Source organism: Streptomyces sp. NPDC048192, assembly GCF_043202415.1.
GTDB lineage: Bacteria > Actinomycetota > Actinomycetes > Streptomycetales > Streptomycetaceae > Streptomyces.
Genome location: NZ_JBIDAL010000018.1, coordinates 56,463 through 74,722, shown reverse-complemented (window position 1 = coordinate 74,722; position 18,260 = coordinate 56,463). Strand labels below are relative to the sequence as shown.

The window sequence follows — 18,260 nt, the reverse complement described above, 5'->3', positions numbered from 1 at the left end:
GCTTGAATTACTGGCCACGCCGCAAGCTAACCGAATGTTCGGTCGGTAGACAAGGTGGTATAAGTCATGGCAGAGGTAACGCCCTCCCTCACGGATCCGACGGCGCGCATGTTCGCCGCCGACCGGGCGTCCCGCCGTCTCGGCATCGAACTGCTGGAGCACGGCGAAGGGACCGCGGTGCTCCGCATGACGGTGACGGAGCCGATGGTCAACGGCCACGGGATCGCTCACGGCGGATACCTGTTCCTCTTCGCCGACACCGCCTTCGCCTGTGCCTGCAACAGCCACGGACCGGTCACCGTCGCCTCCGGAGCGGATGTCACGTTCGTGGCGCCCGCCCACGAGGGCGACGTGCTGACGGCCAACGCCCGGGAGGTCACCCGGTTCGGGCGCAGCGGCATCTACGACGTGACTGTCCTGCGCGGTGAGACGGTGATCGCGGAGTTCCGCGGCCGCAGCCGCAGTGTTCGGAGCAAGGAATTCGAGGAGCCGCAATGACCAGCGAACCGACCGCACCGGTGGGCACCACGCGCCGCCACGGCGAACCCCTTCCGGCCGAGCTGCTGGACGACGCCGAGCGCATGCCCCGCGAGGAGGTCGAAGCCCTCCAGCTGCGCCGCCTGCGCCGGACACTGCGGCACGCCTACGACAACGTCGAGCTGTACCGCAAGAAGTTCGACCAGGCCGGTGTGACGCCCGATGACTGCCGGACCCTGCGGGACCTGGCCCGGTTCCCCTTCACGACCAAGGCCGACCTGCGCGAGACGTACCCGTTCGGCATGTTCGCCGTCCCCATGTCCGACGTGCGGCGCATCCATGCCTCCAGCGGCACGACCGGCCGCCCCACGGTGGTCGGCTACACCGAGAAGGACCTCTCCACGTGGGCGGACCTGATCGCCCGCTCGATCCGCGCAGCCGGCGGCCGCGCCGGGCACAAAGTCCACATCTCTTACGGGTACGGCCTGTTCACCGGCGGCCTCGGCGCCCACTACGGCGCGGAGCGCGCCGGATGCACGGTGATACCGGCGTCCGGCGGCATGACCGCCCGGCAGGTCCAGATCATCCAGGACTTCCAGCCCGAGATCATCATGGTCACCCCCTCCTACATGCTCACCCTGCTCGACGAGTTCGAGCGGCAGGGCGTGGACCCGCGCTCCACCTCGCTGAAGGTGGGCATCTTCGGCGCCGAGCCGTGGACGGAGGCGATGCGCAGCGAGATCGAGGAGCGCATGGACATCCACGCCGTCGACATCTACGGGCTGTCCGAGGTGATGGGCCCCGGAGTGGCGCAGGAGTGCGTGGAGACCAAGGACGGCCTGCACGTGTGGGAGGACCACTTCCTCCCCGAGGTCGTCGACGCGTTCACGGACGACGTCCTCGCCGACGGCGAGAGCGGCGAACTCGTCTTCACGTCGCTCACCAAGGAGGCGCTGCCGGTCATCCGCTACCGCACCCGCGACCTGACCCGGCTGCTGCCCGGCACCGCCCGCCCCGGCTTCCGCCGTATCGAGAAGATCACCGGCCGCTGCGACGACATGATCATCCTGCGCGGGGTGAACGTCTTCCCGTCCCAGATCGAGGAGGTCGTACTGCGCACTCCCGGGGTCGCCCCGCACTTCCAGATCCAGTTGACCACCCGGGGGCGGATGGACCACATGGCCATCCACGTGGAGGCCGGGCCGGGCACGGGACCGGAACAGCGCGAGGCGGCCGCCCGCATGATCGCCAAGGGCGTGAAGGACGGTGTCGGCGTGACGGTCGAGGTGGTGATCGTGGAACCCGAAACCCTGGAGCGCTCCCTCGGCAAGCTCCGCCGGGTCAGGGACCGACGCGAGGCGTGACTTCCTCGCCCAACGGCCTGCGCCGCTGGGCACACTGCGCCCCGAGGGGTTCGCCGAGGGTGAGCCGGCGTGCATGGGGTCGGCCGCCGGGGCTCGACGCGGCCATGAGAAGAGCCGTGCGGGGCGGTCCGGCAGGCCCGCACGGCTCGATCCTCACACCGTTCACGCCGCCGGCGGCACGTACGGGAAGGCTTGCGAGGGCTTGGCGGTGACCGACTCCTTGCCGATGCCGAGCGTCACCGGCGTGTTGCTCGCGAAGGAGAACATGACGTCCGGCGCGTTGTCGGTGAGCGTGCGGCCGTTCCACCGGGCGAAGCCGTAGGAGGCGGGCGTGCCGACGACGTACGGGAGCACGTTGGGCAGGATGCGCTCCACGACCGTCTGCGCGTAGGCCTCGGGGTCCTCGGCCGTGCCGTAGGCGCGGACCACCCCGGCCACCGACTCGGTGAGCGCCTTGCCGTACAGCGCCACGTCGTCGGCCGGTGCGTTCTCGTTGAGACGGTCGCCGAGGGACTCGTCGTACTGGGTGAAGAGCGGGTGGATCATGGGCAGACCGGCCCGGTTGATCGGCCGCCAGCCGCCCGCGTCCGTGGCCAGGGAGGCGACGGCCCACACGTCGATCCTGCGGTCCGCTCCGGCGGCCGGCAGCAGCTCGCCGTCGGACACCTCCAGGACGATGGAGTAGACGGTGTGGCCCGCGAACAGGTTCGACGCCTGCTGCGCGTCCCAGGCGGAGAGATCGACCTTGGTGCCGTCCTGGAAGGCGTGGCCGACCGCGTGCAGGACGTCCGGCTCGATCCAGAAGGGGTCGCCCGCCTTGCCGACCCAGGCGCGGCTGCCGCCGGGGAGTTCCACGGTCTCGCCCGTACGGCCCTCTGTGATGAGCGTGCCCTCGGCGAAGTCGTCGCGGGCGTCGGGACCGGCGAGCCGGCGCACCTGGTAGGTCTGCGCGCCGTTCGCGTCGGCCTCGGCGAAGGTGAAGCGGTAGGTCACGTCCTCGACGGCGTCGCCGTCGGAGTCGATCTTGAACTCGTACTTGCCCTCCGGATGCAGACCCCGGGGGATGTCCTCACCGGCGAGGGAGTGGCTGTGGTTCGTGACGAACACGGTGCCCTGCTCACCCCGGAACAGGTACAGGTCCGTGATGTCCAGGCGGGGGTCCTGGCGGGCGATGGGGGAGTCGAGGTGGTGGGACATGGTGTTCTCGCTTTCGTGTCGAAGCCGTGCTCCCCAGTCTGGTGAGCTCGGGTGCGGCAATCTGTCGAGGCGGCTCCAGATTCGGCTGAGCGCTGCCCATATGGCATCTCTCGGGTTAACCCCACAGCGCCGCGCAGGGCGCACCGCGGGTCAGGAGGGCGCGGCGGCAGGCTGGTCCACTTCCTGCAGATAGAGGCGGGCCAACTGGACCCGGGACCGGACGCCCAGTTTCTCGAAGGCGTGCCGCACATGCGTGTTCACGGTGTGGGGTGACAGGAACAGCCGCTGCGCCGCCTGGCGATTGGTCGCTCCGCGAGCGATGAGACGTACGACGCCCAGTTCCGCCGGGGTCAGCCCGCGCCAGCCGGTGTCCGGAGCGCCGGAGCCCCCGGCGGTCTTGATCCCCGGCTTGCGCAGCCGGCTGCGCGTGCGGCGGCTCTCCCGCTCGGCGCCGCAGTCGTCGTACCCCTCAAGGGCCTGCTCGAAGCAGGACCGTGCGTCGCGGGCGGCGGTTGCCTCGAGGAACGCGCCGGCGTCGTCCAGGGCCTGTGCCCTGAGCAGCGGCCGTGCGCTCCCGTACCGTTCGGCCGCCGCCAGGAGCCCGGCCGGGTCGGACTCCAGGAGACCGCGGGCATGAGCCGCGGCTGCCCCGAAGAGGGGAAGCCGCGGGTTGCGTTGTGCCCGGCCGTCGGCGAACTCGACGGCTCGCTCGGCGGCTTGGCGCAGTCCGGCGGCCAGCGCCACGCGGACCAGCAGGACCGTGTCGCCTGGATCGGCCACGGTCGCGTGGACGAATCCGCTTCTCAAGTACAGGTCTGCCGCGTCGAGTTGCTCGGCGGTCAGATGCGTGCCGCGGTATGCCGCCGCAAGCAGCGTGATCCACGCGCCGATACGGCGCTGCTGGGGATCGTCGCTCCGCAGGCAGGCGTCGGCCTGTGCCGCGCAGGCCTGGATACCTGCGTCGTCCCCGGTGTGGAAGGCCACACGGGCCCGGATGCACAAAAGCGCCGGCTCCCCGGTGAAGGACAGCCCGGTTGCCTCGGCCGCCTCCTGCGCGGCCGACAGTTCGCGTGCGGCGGCCGCCAACCGGCCGCCGTCCAGCAGCAGACGGGCCCGGGCGGTCCGCCACAGGGGCAGCAGCGCCCGCCGTCCGCGCCGTTCCGCCTCTGCGACGGCCTCCTCCACCACGGCTCGCGCGTCACCGTACTCACCGGACAGAGACATGAGTGAGGCTCGCCATGCCATGGCGATGGCCGCCTCCGGAAGCGCGGCGGCGCGGCCCGGGCCGAGGTGCGCGAGGTCCGCCGCCGCGAGGTCGCCGAGTCTGACGGCGTCCGACCAGTTCTGCCGGCGGGCGGCGCTCATCGACTGCAGGGTTCGCTGCGTCAGTGCGCCGACCGGGTGCACACCGCGCGTCCGCGTCGGGGACGCTGCCGCGGCGCCGAGCACGTCCTCTGCATCGCCCGCCAGCACCCGGTTCAGCATGGTGATCGACAGCAGCTGGTCCTTCACGGAGACCGGGACGTCGCGCCGGAGATGGACGTGCCGGACGTGGACCTCCGGCCGGTGGAGGCGGAACTGGCTGCTCATGCGGGCCAGTTCCAGACAGACCGTGGCGTGGGTGACCGGATCCGGCGGCGCCTGGACGACCTCGCGGGCCCGCTGCTGGGCCTCGGCGACGTCACCGGTCTGCCACAGCAGCGGCACGAGGGCCGCCGACAGGCGCTGACGCTCGGGGCCCACGTCCTCGCTCAGTTCCACGGCACGTCTGAGATACCGGGCCGCGGTGCCCGGAGCCACGAGGGCCAGTTCGCGCGCGGCGTCCCGCAGAATGCGTCCGCCCCAGACGTCGGAGGCCTCGGCGCCGTCGATCAGCTCGGCGGCCAGTGCCACCGTCGGCACGCCCGCCTTGGCCCGGGCCTCGATCGACCGTCTGCGGACGGACAGGCGCACGGGCCGGGGCAGGGTCGCCGCGACCGCTTCGCGCAGCGGCGGGTGCGGGAAGGCCAGGCGGTCGTCCTCCGCGTGCAGAAACCGGACGGCCAGGGCCTCGTGCAGCGGCGTGAGCAGGGCGGGCTCGGAGCGTTCGAGGACCTGGGACAGGTGCTGGACGGTGAAGGCACCGCCCAGTACGGAAGCGATCAGCACCAGTTCCCGGGCGTCTTCGGAGAGCTGTTCGAGACGTCGGGCGGCCAGCCAGGCGAGCACCGTCTGCGTGTCGGGCGGCCCCGCCGTCGCGCCTGGGACGACAGGGGGCAGATCCCGCAGATACGCGCACAACTGCCCTACCCCACCCGGGAGTCCGTCGAGAAAATGGAGGTAGGGAGCGGCCACGGCGGCCCGTGGCCCGAGCAGGTCCAGTGCCATCTGCCGTACCGCTTCCGGGGCGAGCGGGGGCAGCGCGAGCTGGGTGGCCTGCCGGGCGAACAGGTCCCGGCGCAGACTCCGCACGGCCGGTGCGTCGGCCTGCGTCCGGGCCGTGAGGACCCACATCAGCGGAAGGCCGGCGAGCTGGACCGGGAGGGTGCGCAGCGCCAGCAGGGTCAGGTCGTCGCAGTCGTGGACGTCGTCGACGAGCAGGACGACCGGCCGCTCGCGGGTGAGTTCGCGCAGCCGGCCGGCGACTTCCCGGAGCAGCCAGTAGGAGGCGCTCTCCCGGCGGGCGCGAGTGCTCAGCCCGTGGGCGAAGCCCTCCGCGTCGGCGGTGAGCGCGTCCAGCAGCGGCGCCAGGGGAGTCATGCTTCCCCGCGCCATCGCGGCACCCGTGAGCACCCGCGCTCCGGCCAGGGCCGCTTCGCTCCCGGCGCAGGCCAGCATGCGGGACCTGCCCGCTCCGGCCGGCCCCTCGATCCACAGGACTCCGCCGCCGTTGCGGTGGACGTGGCGGCGCACCCATTGGGTGAGCCGTTCCAGCTCCGCTCTGCGTCCGCGTACGGGCAGTGAGGACACCTCGTCGGCGGCACCGGACGCCGCCCGCAGGGTGTCAATCGCCTGGCTCAAGGCAACCTCCAGGAGGGTCTGTTCGCTACGACCGGCGGGGCGCGGAGCGACGAGGTGTCAGTGCCGGGCATCCGGCGACCGATGGCAGGACGGGCGCGTGCCGGTGCGTGTCCGGCCTGTCAGACGCAAAGCCGCCCTGTACGGCGCGCGGCCTTCCCCGCGTCATCGACCATCCTGGGCGGTCCCCGGCCGCCCTGGCTGTCGAGACCGCCTGAGAAGCGGTCCGGGCGCTCCCCACGGGGGATGTCGGGACAACCCCACGAGCCGGCCTCCGGGCCGGGCTTACCGGCCGGCACTTGCGGGACGCGAACCTCTCCCCGGACGGACGTCGCCGCAGGTCCGCACCAGCGTTGTGGGGTACTCCCGCGGCCGGACGCCGGGATGTCCCGTGGACGCCGTCGAGAGCGCACTACAGCCGCGGCAGCGGACCCGTCGCGACACTGAGGCGGACGGTGGCCGGTCGAATCGGCGACCTGCTCAGGAGAGCGCCGGATGCGCCCCGCACCGGCCGCGCCGACGGGAAGTGAGCACATGGCCCAGCTGGAGACCGCGCGGTTCGAGGACCAGCGTTCTTCTCACCGGGCGACGGTGAGCACGGTCCGCGGTGTCCGTGTGGGGCGCCGTGCCGCCCGGCTTGCCGGAGCCCTGGCCTCGGTGAGCACCGGCGCCACATTGCTGGTGACGCCGGGACCGACCCGGACCGCTGCGGAGATCGCCTTCGGGGCGCAGTTCGCCGTACAGGGGGTGCTCCAGCTGCTCGCCGCGCGGCAGGCGCCGGTGCCGCGATGCGTACGCCGGCTCCTGGCCGCCGGCGGGCTCGTCGTGCTGGTCCTGGCGGCTTTCTTCTTCCGTGGCCACGCCGACTCGGTGTTCCTGCTCGGTCTGCGGACAGGCTTCGGACTGCTCCTGCGGGGCTCCACCATGGCGGTGTCGGTGACGCCGTCCTCGGTCGGCCACGTCGTCGCCTGCGACGACCTGCTGAACGCGGTGATCGTCTCCGCCGGGCTCTTCATGACCGCCTTCCCCTTTGCCTCCCTGGGGCAACTGGCCGATCTCGCCGGTTTGGCCATGGTCATGGCAGGGCTGGTGGAGGCTGTCGGCGCCTCCCGCCGGCGCAGCCGGGTGCTGCGCCCCCTCTACTGAGCACGTCACCGGCGGCAATACGCGGTTGTCCCGAAGGTCATTCGCCCGGCTGCGTCGGGCAATTCACAGGAGGTTTCACATGACGAAGTCCAGCCTCGCGCTCCAGATCACCCATTGGGTCGCCCGTCGTCTGCCCTTGCCGATCGAGTGCGAGTTCTCGTACCACTGCGCCGATCCACTCGCCGTCACGCTGATCTTCCACCCCGCGGGGGAGTATCCGGTGCGCTGGGTGTTCGCCCGTGAGTTGCTGACCGAGGGGCTCACCGCACGGTCCGGCCGGGGTGAGGTGGAGATCTGGCCCGTCCACCGCGAGGGCCGGCGCTCCCTGTGGGTCCGGGTGGGCGACACCCGTACCGGGCACACGGCCCTGTTCGAAATACCGGCTCAGCCGGTCGTCCAGTGGCTCGGCCGGTCCTACGCCCTGGTGCCGCGCGGCCGGGAGATGGCGAACGTGGACTGGGACGAGCTGACACAGCTCATCCTGTGAAGTAGTGCATCATTCAACAAGAGGTTAGTTAGTTGACTCGGGGAGCCAAGGACGGTGGATTGACATTCGCTTGGTTGCTGACACAGGCAGGCAACCCCTGAGGCGGACCTGACCAGGGTCATGAGACAAGGCGTACTATCTGGGGGAGCGCCTGAGACACGTCCCCTCAGTAACCGCATGACACAGCGACACAGAGCCTTTGCCCTGGAGCCGACCAAGGAGGGTCTGCGGCATGCCTGACGCCAGCCTGACCAGCACTGAGCTGCTGACGCATTACAGTTCCCAGCTGGCAAAAGATCTCGAACGGAACGTGCAGGAACAGGATCAGATCCGACACGAGATCGAGTCACTGCAGGCCCGTCTGCTGTCCCTGCAGCATGACCACACCGTGCTCGCGACCATGCAGCAGGCTCTGGAGAGCGGAATCCCCCTCCAGCAGGTCCCCATGTCACCCGCTCAGGGCTACGACCTGCCTGTGACCTCCAGGCCGGGCGCCACGAGGCGGAAGCAGCAGACACCGACCCTGGTGTCCCTGATCAGGGCGTATCTCGCCGAGCAGCCGGAGCCGTGTTCCGCGGCGGAGGTCGCGACCGCGCTGAGCGAGGCGCACCCGGACCGCGTCATCAAGACGACCGTGGTGCGCACCACTCTGGAGGGCCTGGTCGCCCGGAGCAGCGCGGAGCGCATCAAGCAAGGCCACTCCGTGTTCTACCGGAGCCTCGAGAAGAACGGGGAAGCGAAGGACGGAACGGGCGCGGCCGGCTGAGCCCGCTCGCTCCGCTCCCCCGTGGAGCGGCGTCCTCCTGCGCCCCGCTGGGGGTGCGGCCCTTGCCGCGAACTCTTGTCATGCTCTGATCAGCAGGCAGGTGGTCCTGGTGTCAGTCATCTGACGGATGCCTGACAGCACCTGTCGAAATGAGGATGACGGCAGTGAAGCCCCGTGCGGTGGCCCGGGGTTCGGGCCGCGCGGGGAAGTGAGGAGGAAGAAGGGCGCCGATGTCTGAGACCGGAGTTCCCATGGCCCGCGGCACGGACTTCGCCGCCCTCCTGCTCGGCAGCCATCTGCGGATCGTGGGCAGACCCCTGTGGCCGGGGGAGTGGGCGGGTGAGGCGGAGGCCGCCCACTGGCCGTACGAGCAGGCACCCTTCGGGCTGCTCGCCCACGACACCTCGGACGATCCCCGCTTCATCTATGCCAACCGCACCGCGCAGCGCTGTTTCGGCTACGGCGAGGCGGAGTTCGCCGGCCTGCCGTCCCGGCTCTCTGCGGCGCCGGACGGCCAGCAGGACCGCGACGCGTTCGTCGCCGCGGTGACCCGGCGGGGTTTCGCGGACGGCTACCGGGGCCGCAGGGTGCGCAAGGGCGGCGGTCTCTTCTGGATCGAGGACGTCTGCATGTGGGACCTGGTGGACGCGGACGGACGCAAACACGGCCAGGCCGCGGTCTTCCGGTCCTGGACCGACGACACGGGCGGGGGCCGGCCGGCCCCGGCGGACCCACGCCGAGGAGAGTGAGACGACGGACGGATCCGGCACCGGGGCGTCGTACGGCGATGCCGGCGGACACACCGAGACCGTCGAGGTGTTCTTCGACGCTCTGGACGCCTTCGGCATGCTCTACCACGGGCGGTTCGCCGCCTTGCTGGAGCGGGCGATCACGCGGTACTTCGCCGGACTGGGGATGTCACTGGGGCATCCCGACCTCAACGTGGTGGTGCGGGAGTTGCGCGTCGTCTTCGAACGGCCCGTCACCCGGATCGGCCGGGTGAACGTGACCTTCGGGCTGGGCCGGCTGGGCCGCACGAGCGCGGAGTTCGCCTTCCGGTTCCACTCCGGCGACGTCACACACGCCCACGGACGACGAGTGATCGTCAAGATCGCCCCGAGGACCGGCACCCCCGAGGCGTGGACGGAGAAGACACGTGAAGTCCTGGAGCGCGAGCTGCTGATCCCGCGCTGATCCTTCGCGCCTTCGCTCAGTCCCGCCGCCACGCTCCCGTATGACTTCCGGCATGAGAGTCATGTTCGCAGTTACTTATCGCGTGAACGTGTGATGTTGGCTCGCCGACCGCACGACAGCATGAGGGCATGGCGAACCACCCTGACTCCACCGGCCGTCGGGCCCACCCCATGTCGGCCCACCGCCCCAAGACCGCGGTGCCTACCGCGGTCACCGTCCCGGCACCGCTCCGCCGGGTCCGCACCCGGTCCGCGGCCCCGCGCCGGACGTGGGGTCCGGCGCGGGCGGGGCGTGGGCTAGTCGGCGCCGCCGCGGGTCGTGCCGGCGGCGAGGCGGGTCAGCCACTCCGTGAGCAGCAGGTGCTCGCCCGGCGTGAAGGGACGGTCGTCCTCGGCTTCGTCGAGCAGTGCCTTCAGGGCCACGGCGTGCCGGGCGCCGCGGGCGGCCCGCGTGGTCTCGGCGGGTGCGGTCGGTTCCTCCTGGGTGACCAGGGCCGACAAGACGGCCTCGCGGGTGTTCTCCGACAGGCCGGCGTGGTCGGCGAGCCGCCCGGCCTGCTGGGAGCCGATCAGCGTGACGGTCACGCCGATGCCGGCGGCGTTGATCATCTCCGCAGCCGCCTCGACGCCCATCCGCAGCCGGCCCGACTCGGCGACCCGGGTGACCAGGTGCACGAGGATGCCGTACGCCTCGTCCGTCGCCGCCTCGCCCTCACCGGGGCGGGGGTCGGTGTAGAGGAGCCGGTACAGGGCCGGGTTGGCGAGGCCGAAGGACACGTGCAGGTCCCAGCCGCGGCGCAGCTGTTCCACCGGGTCGCCGGATGCCAGGTTCGCCTTCTTGTCGGCGAGGTAGGCCGCGAGGCCTCGCCGGGCCACCTGGTCCAGCAAGCCCTGCATGTGGCCGAACTGCCGGTAGATCGTCTGGGCCTGAACTCCCGCCGCCGCGCTGACGGAACGGGTGGAGACCGCCTCCCGGCCGCCCTCGTCCAGCAGGGCCGCCGCTGCGCGCAGGATGCGCTCGCGCGGCTGCAGTGTCGTATCGATCGCTGTCATGCCATCAATGATAACGCTTGACTGTGATCGCTGCTATGTTATCGTCGATGTATCAAATCGGTGAGCGATGATCCGCCGGGAGAGCGGAACGTCGACGCCCTTGACAGGAGGAAGAGCAATGTCCGCTGATACCTCGCACACGGTTCTCGTCACGGGCGCCGGCACCGGCATGGGAGCCCTCTCGTCCGTCTCCCTCGCCCACGCCGGCCACCACGTCTTCGCCTCGATGCGCGACCCCCGGGGCCGCAACGCCGAGAAGGCCCAGGCCCTGCTGGACCAGGCCAAGGGCGCGCCGGGCGAGCTGTCGGTCGTCGAACTCGACGTCCTCTCCGAGGAGTCGGCGGCCCGGGCCGTCGACGAGGTCGTGCAGCAGACCGGCGGCCTCGACGTCGTCGTGCACAACGCCGCCCACCTCCTGGTCGGGGTGACCGAGGCGTTCAGCCCGGAGGAGATCATCCGGGCCTTCGACGTGAACGCGGTCGGCGCCCTGCGGGTGAACCGCGCGGTCCTGCCGGTGATGCGGCGCCAGGAGTCCGGTCTGCTGCTGTGGATCGGCTCGGGCACCACCCGCGCCATCCCGCCCTTCCTGGCCCCGTACACCGCCGCGAAGGCCGCCTTCGACGCCTTCGCCGAGTCGACCGCGTGGGAGGTCACCGCCTACGGCATCGAGACCACCATCCTGATGCCGGGCGTCTTCACCCACGGCACCGCGCACTTCGCCAACGCCGCCTTCCCGGCCGACACCGAACGCACCGCCGCGTACGAGAAGATCACCCCCTTCCTCGCCTCCATGGGAGACGACACCGAGCGCATGATGGTGAACGGCGTCAGCGCCGATCCGCAGATCGTTGCCGACGAGGTCGTCCGGATCGTCGACCTGCCCGTGGGCAGCCGTCCGCGCCGCACCGTCGCCGACGGCTCCGACTACGGCGCCGAGATCATCAACGGCGCCGCGGAGGAACTGCGGCTGCGCCTCGCCCGCCGGATGGGTGTCACCCGCCTGCTCGACCGCATCTGAGAACCGCCCCGTCCCGCCTCGCCCGCGGCGGGATCCGCCCCGCATTCACCCGATCCTGAACACACCGCCCTTCCCACAAGGAGAATCGTCATGACTGTCACCCGGCGCAAGCTCGGCACGTCCGGCCCGGAGGTCTCCACGATCGGCCTCGGCGCCATGGGCATGTCGGACCTGTACGGCCCGGCCGACGACGCGGAGAGCATCGCCACCCTGCACGCCGCCATCGACGCGGGCGTCAACCTGATCGACACCGGCGACTTCTACGGCTCAGGCGCCAACGAGATGCTGATCGCCCGCGCCCTGCGCGAGCGGCGTCGCGAGGACGTGGTGCTGAGCGTGAAGTTCGGCTCGCGCCGCACCCCCGACGGCGCCTTCCAGCCGGTGCCGTACGACGTCTCGCCGGAAGCCGTCAAGGACCGCCTCGCCTATTCCCTGCGGCGACTGGAGACCGACTACATCGACATCTACCGCCCGGCCCGGCTCAACCCGAGCATCCCGGTGGAGGAGACCGTCGGCGCGCTGGAGGAAATGCGCCAGGCCGGCTACATCCGCCACATCGGCCTGTCCGAACTGGGCGCGGAGACCATCCGCCGCGCCGCCGCCGTGGCCCCGATCAGCGACCTGCAGATCGAGTACTCGCTGATCTCCCGGGGGCCGGAGGAGTCGATCATCCCGACCCTGCGTGAACTGGGCATCGGCCTGACCGCGTACGGCGTCCTCTCCCGTGGTCTGCTCAGCGGCCACTGGTCGCCCTCGCGGGAGCTGAGCGGCAACGACTTCCGCGCCCACTCGCCGCGCTTCCAGGGCGAGAACCTGGAGGCCAACCTGCGCCTGGTGGAGGCGCTCGGCCGGGTGGCGGAGCGCCTGGGCGCCACGACCAGCCAGGTGGCGATCGCCTGGGTCGCGGCTCAGGGCGACGACATCGTGCCGCTCGTCGGAGCCCGCCGCCGGGAGCGGCTGACCGAGTCGCTCGGCGGCGCCGCCCTGACGCTCGACGCGCAGGCGCTGAAGGAGATCGAGGAGGCCGTCCCGGCCGGCGCCGCGGCCGGCGAACGGTACGCCGCCCCCCTGCTCGCCACTCTCGACAGCGAGCGCTGAGCCCCGCCGAGACGCCGGAACGATGGGTCACGGCCCGGGCAACCCGGGCGGTGACCGCACGTCATCGGCCATCACCCTCACGTCGGCCACGTACGTCGGGCTCACTGGTGGAATGACAGCCCTGCCTGAGCTCCCGTGGGGTGCGCCCGCAGCCTCCGCTCCCCGGCACCCGGCGCACCCACGAGCCGAAGACCAGAGATGAAGGAAGCCCCCGTGACCGCGACCGCGGAACAACTCATCGACGTCCACGCCCACTTCGTCACCCCCGACTACGTCGAGGCGGCCCGGGCCGCCGGCCACCTGCTCCCCGACGGCATGCGGGGATACCCTGCCTGGTCCCCCGCGGAGCACCTGGAACTGATGGACGCCACCGGTGTCCGCACCAGCGTGCTGTCCGTCTCGTCCCCCGGCACCCACTTCGGTGACGATGGCGCCGCCCGCCGGCTGAGCCGACGGGTCAACGAGTTCGCGGCCGAGGTGGTGCACGAACACCCGGGCCGCTTCGGCCACTTCGCCTCCCTGCCGCTGCCCGACGTGGACGGCGCGCTCGCCGAGGCCGCCCACGCCCTGGACGTCCTCGCCGCCGACGGCGTCGCCGTCGAGACCCATCACGGCGGCGCCTACCTAGGCAACGCCCTCTTCGAGCCCCTGTGGAGGGAACTCGACGACCGCGGCGCCGTCGTCTTCGTCCACCCCACCTCACCGCCCTGCCACGAGGCTGTCTCGCTGGGCAGGCCCCGTCCCATGCTGGAATTCCTCTTCGACTCCGCGCGCACCGTCTCCGACCTGCTGTTCAGCGGGGTGCTGCACCGCCATCCGCGCATCCAGTGGGTCTTCACCCACGGCGGTGGCGCGTTGCCGCTGCTCGCCGACCGGATGGAGCTGTTCCGCACGGTCTTCGGCATCGGCGCCAACGACGGCCCCACCGCGCAGGAGCAACTGCGCGGCCTGTGGTTCGACATGGCCGGCAGCCCCTTCCCGCACCAGGTTCCGGTGCTCGCCTCGGTCTTCGGCTACGACCGGCTGCTGTACGGCAGCGACTACTGCTGGACCCCGGCCGCCGGCGCGGTCGCACAGATCGCCTCGGTGGACGCCGCCGAGCAGCCGGCGGGCGGCACCTGGCGCGCGCTGACCACCCGCAACGCGCTGCGGTTGCTGCCGGAGCTGGCTCTAGGGCGGTGAAGGGGACCGGGCCGGCGGCCGTATCCCGTCGAATGACTGATGCCGGCCCGTGCGCGGTCGGGAAGCCTGGTGGCACGAGCAGTCACCAGTAGCCGCACGGAGGAAGAGATCGTGTTCGACGCGCCCGGTCCGGAACGGCCGGACGGCCACCGGCTGCTCCACTGGCCGATCGGCTACTCCCCGGAGCTCGCGGACCTCTGGGCCATCGGTGAGACCGACATCCACGCGCGGCCGGACGCCGTCTTCGGGCACCTGGCCGGCATGTGCGGAGGCGAAGGGGACTTCACCGGAATCGACGACGGACCTTCGACGGACACCGAGCCGCCGGAGCTGCGGACCGACAGCGAGTTCGTCTACCGGATGGACGGGCCGGCGTTGCACGCCCGGGTAGGCGAGTGCATTCCGGGCAGCCGCCTGGCCTGGTTCGCGCAGGGCATCGACCTCGGCCTGTACCAGGAGTGGCTGCTCCTCGCCCGCGGCGGCCGGACCCGGGCCCTCCTGGGCTTCGCCGCCCGTGGCCCCGCCGCCATCGCACACCGGGAAGCGGACCCGGCGGGCGCCCGGCGCCTGGTGGACGGCTGGCTGGCGGAACTGCGGACACGGACGGAGCGCCGACCCGGCAGCGCTCGAACGTCCTAGACGTCGTCGCTGCCGATCGCGTCCCGCAGTGCCGCCCGCTTGGTGATGCCCAGCTTGGGGAAGACCTGGTACAGGTGACTGCTCACCGTCCGCGGCGAGATGTACAGCCGCTCGCCGATCTCCTTGTTGGTCATGCCGGACGCCGCGAGCCGGGCGATCTCCAGTTCCTGGGGCGTCAGCGCAGCCGCGCCCGCGACCCCGGAGAGGCCTCGCGTGGCCTGACCCGCCGCTCTCAGCTCCCGCTCGGCGCGCGCCGCCCAGGGCGTGGCGCCGAGCTTCTCGAAGGCGCCGAGCGCCTGCTTGAGCTGGGCCTTCGCCTCGCTCGTCAGGCGCGAGCGGCGCAGCAGCTCGCCGTAGAGGAGGCGGACGCGCGCCGTTTCGAAGGGCCACTCGGCCACCCGGGGCATGCCCAGGGCACGCTCGAACAGCTCCGGAGCCCCGTCGCAGGCGACGAGCGCAGCAGCAGCCGCCTCGCGCATCGCCAGCCGGGGCGAGAGGGCGGCGACGCCGGACTCGCGCAGCACCAGCGCGTGCCGTTCCGCCTCCGTCCTGCGGTCCGTGCGCACCGCGGCCTCGACCAGCTCCAGGGCCACCCACAGACTGTGCGGTACGTGCGAGGCGAGCGTTCCGGCGGGACTGATCTCCGTCGCCCGCTGGTAGGCCGACTCGTAGTCGCCCTCTCCGAGATGGGCCAGGACCAGGGCCTGGCGGGCGTACGTCTGGGCCATGCCCACACCGCGCGGACCGGCCCAGCCGATCATCTGGTCGGCAAGGGCCCGGCTGGTCTCGAACCGGCCCTGAACGGCGGCCAGGAGAGCCTGCTGGTAGCGGAAGTAGTAGCTGAAGAACCTGCCGGACTCCTCGGACACGGCGAGCCCCTCGGCCGCCAGCTCACCCGCCTCCGCCCACTCGCCTCGCACGAAGTCGTCGAAACACACGTCCATGAGGGCGACGAGCCGCCTTCTGCCCGGCGCGCCGGCCCGCCCTTGGTGGATGGCCCGCCACAGCGGCTCGCGCACCTCGGCCATACGGTCCGTGTAGATCGTGGCCGACGCGACGGACTGCACCACCGTCGGATCGGGTTCCTGGTGGATCGTCGCGAGCCTGCTGTCCAGAAGCGGCAGCAGAGGCACCCCGGTGCGCACGGGATCGGCGGCGTACAGACCGGGGGCCAGGACCAGCAGCTCCGGCGGTTCGGGCCGGAGCCGGGCCAGCGCGGTGTGGAAGGCCGCCCACAGCTCGGCCCGCCCTCCGACGAGGCAGACCAGGGCCAGGGTGAGCAGCGCGTTGAACAGTTCCTGGTCGTGCGCGTCCTCGCGGTTCGGCCACGACTCGATCGCTGCGGCCAGCAGGCGGTGGGCCGTGTCCACGTGCCCGTCCGATTCGAGCAGCTGGAGCGCCGCCGCCGACGCGTAATGCAGCGACACCGGCTCCTGCCCGTGGGACCGGCGCACCCCCTGCAGCAGTTCCGTGGTGGTCTTCGCCTGCGCGAGTCCCTCGGCCCCGATGTAGGCGGCCTCGGCCAGACGGCTGCTGCGTGCATGGGGGTCGGGGCTGAGATCGGCGGCCCGGCACAGCAGGGTGATGACCGCCTGGTAGTCGCCGCGCTCGCGGACACGGCGCGCCGCCGCCTGCAGGAGCGCCGCCACTTCTTCGTCGGGCTCCACGGTGGCCTCGCCCAGATGCCACGCCCGCCGTTCGAGGTCGTCGCGGAACACCTCCGCCAGCGTCCGGTGCACGCGCCGGCGTTCGGCGGACGTCGACCCGGCGACGACCGCCGACCGGATCAGCGGGTGCCGGAAGACCACCTTGTGCGGGGCGGTTTCCAGCCGCACGAGCTGCTCCTGCTCGGCGGGTGCCAGGTCGTCCAGCCGGTGACCGGCGCCGGACGCGGCCTGGAGCACCGTGAGGTCGCCGGTGCTCTCCAGGGCGGCGGTGAGCAGCAGCGCGCGGGTGGCGGCGGGCAGGGCCGCGACCCGGTCGGCGAACAGTCCCTGCAGGCGCTGGTTCAGCGGAAGTATCCGGGGCACGGGCTCGGCCGGCCCGCGCCCGGACTCCCGCAGGGCATGGGGCAGTTCGAGCAGGGCCAGGGGGTTGCCCTGGGCGGTGCCGAGCACCCGCTGGCGGACCTGGGGGGCGAGGCCGGGGAAGCGCTGTGCCAGCAGGTGGGCGGACGCCTCGTCGTCCAGCGCCCGCAAGGCCAGCTCGGGCAGGCCGGAGACGTCGAAGTAGCCGGCCGATCCGGTTCGGAAAGCGGCCAGGAGGCCGGCCCTGCTGCCGATGAGCCGGCGGGCCGCGAAGCTCAGCACCGCCGCGCTGGCCCGGTCCAGCCAGGGCAGGTCGTCGATCACGAGCAGCAGCGGGGTACGAGCCGCCATTTTGCGAAGCAGCAGGATCACGGCGTTGGACAGCATGAGCCGGTCCGGAGCGGTGCCGGTCTCGAACCCCAGGGCGACCCGCAGCGCTCCGGCGTGTTCGTCGCCCAGTTCGGAGAACGCGGGGAGCAGGGGGAACAGGGCCTGGTTGAGTCCGGCGAAGCTCACTTCGGCCTCGAACTCGGTTCCGGTCACCCGCAGCACGGTCGTGCCGGCCGCGCGGGCGGCGTCGGCGGTCGTCTCCAGCAGCGCCGTCTTGCCCACGCCCGCCTCTCCGGACAGCAGCAGCGCGCCCCCGTTCACTCCGGTCTGCCGGAGGAAATCCCGGAGGAGGCCGATTTCCCGCAGGCGTCCCACGAGGTCTTCGGGTCGGTTGCCGGGCTGGATCACCCGTGAAGTGTGCCTCAGGGCGATCGGGGCATCAAGGCCGATATGCAGCGACAGGTTCTTTCCAAACCACATGTCCCGATGTCGGTGTCTTTGGGCGTCATGGCTTCACCGCACCGCCCTCGGCGGTGCCGGCCAGCTTGTAGGTGAGCGGCTCGCGCAGCTGGAACCTGCGGTAGAGCAGATGGTGCACCGACGCGCCGAGTACGGCGCCCGCGACGGGCGCCGTCAGATAGATCAGCAGGTCGGTCTGCCGGTCCGCCAGCACCGCGGGCCCGAACTGCCGTGCGGGATTGGCGGAGCCCCCGCTGAGCGGGCCGAGGATCACGATGATCAGCGCGACGCACGCGCCCACCGTGTGCGGCAGCCACCGTCCGAACGACGGGTAGGCCAGCAGGAATCCGACGGCGAGGACCAGGACCAGCATGCACCCGGTCTCCGCGAGGAACACCGCGGACGGCGGCCAAGCAGCGGCGGGCCGCACGGCGCCGTAGCCGACCTGCGAGACCGCCGGCCCCCACACGAGTCGCCCCGAGGCCGCTCCCAGAAGGGACCCTGCCAACTGGGCGGCGACGTAGGGCAGGACGCTCACCCCGGGGAAGACGTCCATCAGCCAGACGGCGACGGTCACGGCGGGGTTCATGTGCCCGCCGCTGCGGCGTCCCCACGGCGACAGGATCAGTGCGGTGATCAGCAGACCGGCGACCGGCCCGATCACCGCGAGAGCGAGCGGCGGATCGCCGATGTACAAGGGGGACCCGGGGACCCGCAGCCAGCGGACGACGGTCACCACCAGGAACAGCAGCACGGTGGTGAGGCCCAGCTCGCGCCACACCTGTCCGGCGGGTACGGCCGCGGGACGGCGGGCGGACGCACTCATG

At 71.7% G+C, this 18,260-nt stretch carries 16 protein-coding genes; 11 read left to right on the top strand and 5 right to left on the bottom strand.

The window, feature by feature from the left end:
- The first annotated feature begins 66 nt into the window (after positions 1–66).
- Positions 67–498, top strand: a complete 432-nt coding sequence (gene paaI, locus ACGFZN_RS32330; RefSeq protein ID WP_393862007.1) for a hydroxyphenylacetyl-CoA thioesterase PaaI — start codon at positions 67–69, stop codon at positions 496–498.
- Positions 495–1,841: a phenylacetate--CoA ligase PaaK gene (gene paaK / locus ACGFZN_RS32325; protein WP_393862006.1), complete on the top strand. Its 1,347-nt coding sequence runs from the start codon at positions 495–497 to the stop codon at positions 1,839–1,841. The genes paaI and paaK overlap by 4 nt, the downstream gene beginning before the upstream one ends.
- A gap of 162 nt (positions 1,842–2,003) precedes the next feature.
- Here paaK and ACGFZN_RS32320 read toward each other — a convergent pair whose 3' ends face one another.
- Both ACGFZN_RS32320 and ACGFZN_RS32315 read right to left on the bottom strand, forming a co-directional pair.
- Positions 2,004–3,038 carry a DUF4331 family protein gene (locus ACGFZN_RS32320; protein ID WP_393862005.1) on the bottom strand — a complete coding sequence of 345 codons (1,035 nt, stop codon included), beginning with the start codon at positions 3,036–3,038 and terminating at the stop codon, positions 2,004–2,006.
- A gap of 150 nt (positions 3,039–3,188) precedes the next feature.
- Positions 3,189–6,038: a LuxR C-terminal-related transcriptional regulator gene (locus tag ACGFZN_RS32315; RefSeq protein ID WP_393862004.1), complete on the bottom strand. Its 2,850-nt coding sequence runs from the start codon at positions 6,036–6,038 to the stop codon at positions 3,189–3,191.
- A 492-nt stretch (positions 6,039–6,530) separates the two neighbouring features.
- Between ACGFZN_RS32315 and ACGFZN_RS32310 the strand changes: the two genes are divergently transcribed.
- The 5 genes from ACGFZN_RS32310 (at position 6,531) to ACGFZN_RS32290 (ending at position 9,628) form a co-directional block, all read left to right on the top strand.
- Positions 6,531–7,181, top strand: coding sequence for a DUF308 domain-containing protein (locus ACGFZN_RS32310; RefSeq protein WP_393862003.1), 651 nt, complete (start codon positions 6,531–6,533; stop codon positions 7,179–7,181).
- A 79-nt stretch (positions 7,182–7,260) separates the two neighbouring features.
- Positions 7,261–7,668, top strand: a complete 408-nt coding sequence (locus ACGFZN_RS32305; protein WP_393862002.1) for an SsgA family sporulation/cell division regulator — start codon at positions 7,261–7,263, stop codon at positions 7,666–7,668.
- Positions 7,669–7,900: 232 nt separating this feature from the next.
- Positions 7,901–8,434: a hypothetical protein gene (locus ACGFZN_RS32300; protein WP_393862001.1), complete on the top strand. Its 534-nt coding sequence runs from the start codon at positions 7,901–7,903 to the stop codon at positions 8,432–8,434.
- A gap of 230 nt (positions 8,435–8,664) precedes the next feature.
- Positions 8,665–9,183, top strand: coding sequence for an MEKHLA domain-containing protein (locus ACGFZN_RS32295; RefSeq protein WP_393862000.1), 519 nt, complete (start codon positions 8,665–8,667; stop codon positions 9,181–9,183).
- 67 nt (positions 9,184–9,250) lie between these two features.
- On the top strand, positions 9,251–9,628 hold the full coding sequence (locus ACGFZN_RS32290) for an acyl-CoA thioesterase (RefSeq protein WP_393861999.1): 378 nt from the start codon (positions 9,251–9,253) through the stop codon (positions 9,626–9,628).
- 296 nt (positions 9,629–9,924) lie between these two features.
- Here the strand turns inward: ACGFZN_RS32290 and ACGFZN_RS32285 are convergent, their stop codons facing one another.
- Positions 9,925–10,680, bottom strand: a complete 756-nt coding sequence (locus ACGFZN_RS32285; RefSeq protein WP_393861998.1) for a TetR/AcrR family transcriptional regulator — start codon at positions 10,678–10,680, stop codon at positions 9,925–9,927.
- A 118-nt stretch (positions 10,681–10,798) separates the two neighbouring features.
- Between ACGFZN_RS32285 and ACGFZN_RS32280 the strand changes: the two genes are divergently transcribed.
- The 4 genes from ACGFZN_RS32280 to ACGFZN_RS32265 all read left to right on the top strand — a co-directional run bounded on the left by ACGFZN_RS32280 (position 10,799) and on the right by ACGFZN_RS32265 (position 14,617).
- Positions 10,799–11,698, top strand: coding sequence for an SDR family NAD(P)-dependent oxidoreductase (locus ACGFZN_RS32280; protein ID WP_393861997.1), 900 nt, complete (start codon positions 10,799–10,801; stop codon positions 11,696–11,698).
- Positions 11,699–11,788: 90 nt separating this feature from the next.
- Positions 11,789–12,796: an aldo/keto reductase gene (locus ACGFZN_RS32275; RefSeq protein WP_393861996.1), complete on the top strand. Its 1,008-nt coding sequence runs from the start codon at positions 11,789–11,791 to the stop codon at positions 12,794–12,796.
- Positions 12,797–12,994: 198 nt separating this feature from the next.
- Complete coding sequence (locus tag ACGFZN_RS32270; RefSeq protein WP_393861995.1) at positions 12,995–13,978, top strand: amidohydrolase family protein; 984 nt, start codon at positions 12,995–12,997, stop codon at positions 13,976–13,978.
- Positions 13,979–14,047: 69 nt separating this feature from the next.
- Entirely contained in the window at positions 14,048–14,617 is a 570-nt protein-coding gene (locus ACGFZN_RS32265) for a hypothetical protein (RefSeq protein ID WP_393861994.1), read from the top strand.
- Here the strand turns inward: ACGFZN_RS32265 and ACGFZN_RS32260 are convergent.
- A complete protein-coding gene (locus ACGFZN_RS32260; RefSeq protein WP_393861993.1) occupies positions 14,614–17,382 on the bottom strand; it encodes an AAA family ATPase in 2,769 nt (922 codons plus the stop codon). The two genes, ACGFZN_RS32265 and ACGFZN_RS32260, sit on opposite strands and share 4 nt — an antisense overlap.
- A 97-nt stretch (positions 17,383–17,479) precedes the next feature.
- Positions 17,480–18,259, bottom strand: a complete 780-nt coding sequence (locus ACGFZN_RS32255; RefSeq protein WP_393861992.1) for an MIP/aquaporin family protein — start codon at positions 18,257–18,259, stop codon at positions 17,480–17,482.
- Position 18,260: the final 1 nt, after the last annotated feature.